This is a genomic window from Pseudomonas sp. 37 R 15 (assembly GCF_900004865.1).
In the GTDB taxonomy this organism is placed as follows: Bacteria; Pseudomonadota; Gammaproteobacteria; order Pseudomonadales; family Pseudomonadaceae; genus Aquipseudomonas; species Aquipseudomonas fluorescens_AM.
Genome location: NZ_CVTV01000052.1, coordinates 276 through 2,144, shown reverse-complemented (window position 1 = coordinate 2,144; position 1,869 = coordinate 276). Strand labels below are relative to the sequence as shown.

The window sequence follows — 1,869 nt, the reverse complement described above, 5'->3', positions numbered from 1 at the left end:
CGAGCGTGACGGTCAACGGGTTGGTGATGTTCGTCACCGGTACGCCGTTTTTATCCACAAGGCTGGCGGTGTAAACGATGTTGCCGCCTTCGCCGACGGTGGTGGTGGCGGTCAGGACTACGTCGACTTTGTCGATGGTGTCGTTGACTGTGGTGGTCGCACCATTGCCCGCAACTTCAAGTTTCTCGAAGTTGCCGCCAGTGGTCTCAGTGATCTGGACAGTCTGCGTGCTCTTGTCGATAAATACGTCATCGCTTGGAGCAGGTACGGTCACGGTGCCGACAGTATCGCCAGCTTTGATGATGATCGATGAGCCGTTATCGAGTTTCAGCGTGACATCACTACCGGCCTTGTTACTCAAAGTCGCGGTATACGTGATTTGCCCACCTTCGTTAACAGCATTTGGCGCGGTCAGCGTGACGGTAGTGGTGTTGTCGGTGCCTGGAGTATCAGTCACGGTTGTATTAACCGGCGCGGTGCCTGGCACCAAATTCTCGAAGTGCTCGCCACCAGTGACAGTCTTGATAGCAGTGGTGACGGTCTGATCGCCCTTGTAGACGTCATCCGGTGCAACAACCGAAACGCTGGCGCTTGATTGGTTTACACCGATGGTGATGCTTTGGCCGTTATCGAGCGTGACGGTCAATGGATTGGTGATGTTAGTCACCGGCGCGCCGTTTTTATCCACAAGGCTGGCGGTGTAAACGATATTGCCGCCTTCGCCGACGGTGGTGATAGCGGTCAGAACTACATCGACCTTGTCGATGGTGTCATTGATCGTGGTGGTCGCACCGTTGCCAGCAACTTCCAACTTCTCAAAGTTGCCGCCCGTTGCGTCGGTGATCTTGACCGTCTGCGTGCTCTTGTCGATGAACACATCATCGGAAGGCGCAGGAACAGTCACAGTGCCAACGGTATCGCCGGCTTTGATTGTGATGCTTGAACCATTATCCAACTTCAGCGTTACGTCACTACCCGCTTTATTGGAGAGCGTGGCGGTGTACGTAATCTGACCACCTTCGTTCGCTTGGGCCGGGGCTGTCAGGGTAACGGTGGTGGTGTTGTCGGTGCCCGGAGTATCAGTAACGGTGGTGTTAACTGGCGCGGTGCCAGGCACCAGGTTTTCGAAGTGCTCGCCACCAGTGACAGTCTTGATAGCAGTGGTGACAGTCTGATCACCTTTGTAGACATCATCCGGCGCAACAACCGAAACGCTGGCGCTCGATTGATTTACACCAATGGTAATGCTCTGGCCATTATCCAGCGTCACCGTCAACGGATTGGTGATGTTGGTTACAGGCGTACCGTTCTTATCCACAAGGCTCGCGGTATAGACAATGTTTCCGCCCTCGCCAACTGTGGTGGTAGCGGTCAGGACAACGTCGACTTTGTCGATGGTGTCGTTGATCGCTGTCGTTGCACCGTTGCCCGCAACTTCCAGTTTCTCGAAGTTACCGCCGGTGGTTTCGGTGATCTGAACGGTTTGAGTGCTCTTATCGATGAACACGTCATCGCTTGGGGCTGGCACGGTCACGGTGCCGACGGTTTCACCGGCGTTGATAGTGATCGACGATCCGTTATCGAGTTTCAGCGTGACGTCACTACCGGCCTTATTACTCAAAGTCGCGGTATACGTGATTTGCCCACCTTCGTTAACAGCATTTGGCGCGGTCAGCGTGACGGTAGTGGTGTTGTCGGTGCCTGGAGTATCAGTAACGGTGGTATTAACCGGCGCGGTGCCTGGCACCAAATTCTCGAAGTGCTCGCCGCCAGTGACAGTCTTGATAGCAGTGGTGACGGTCTGATCGCCTTTGTAGACGTCATCCGGCGCAACAACCGAAACGCTGGCGCTTGATTGGTTTACACCGA

At 54.8% G+C, this 1,869-nt stretch carries 1 protein-coding gene; it reads right to left on the bottom strand.

The genetic code is table 11. The features are described 5' to 3' along the window. The coding region (locus tag BFQ04_RS19585; RefSeq protein WP_371914522.1) for an immunoglobulin-like domain-containing protein at positions 1–1,869 on the bottom strand (1,869 nt) is incomplete at both ends.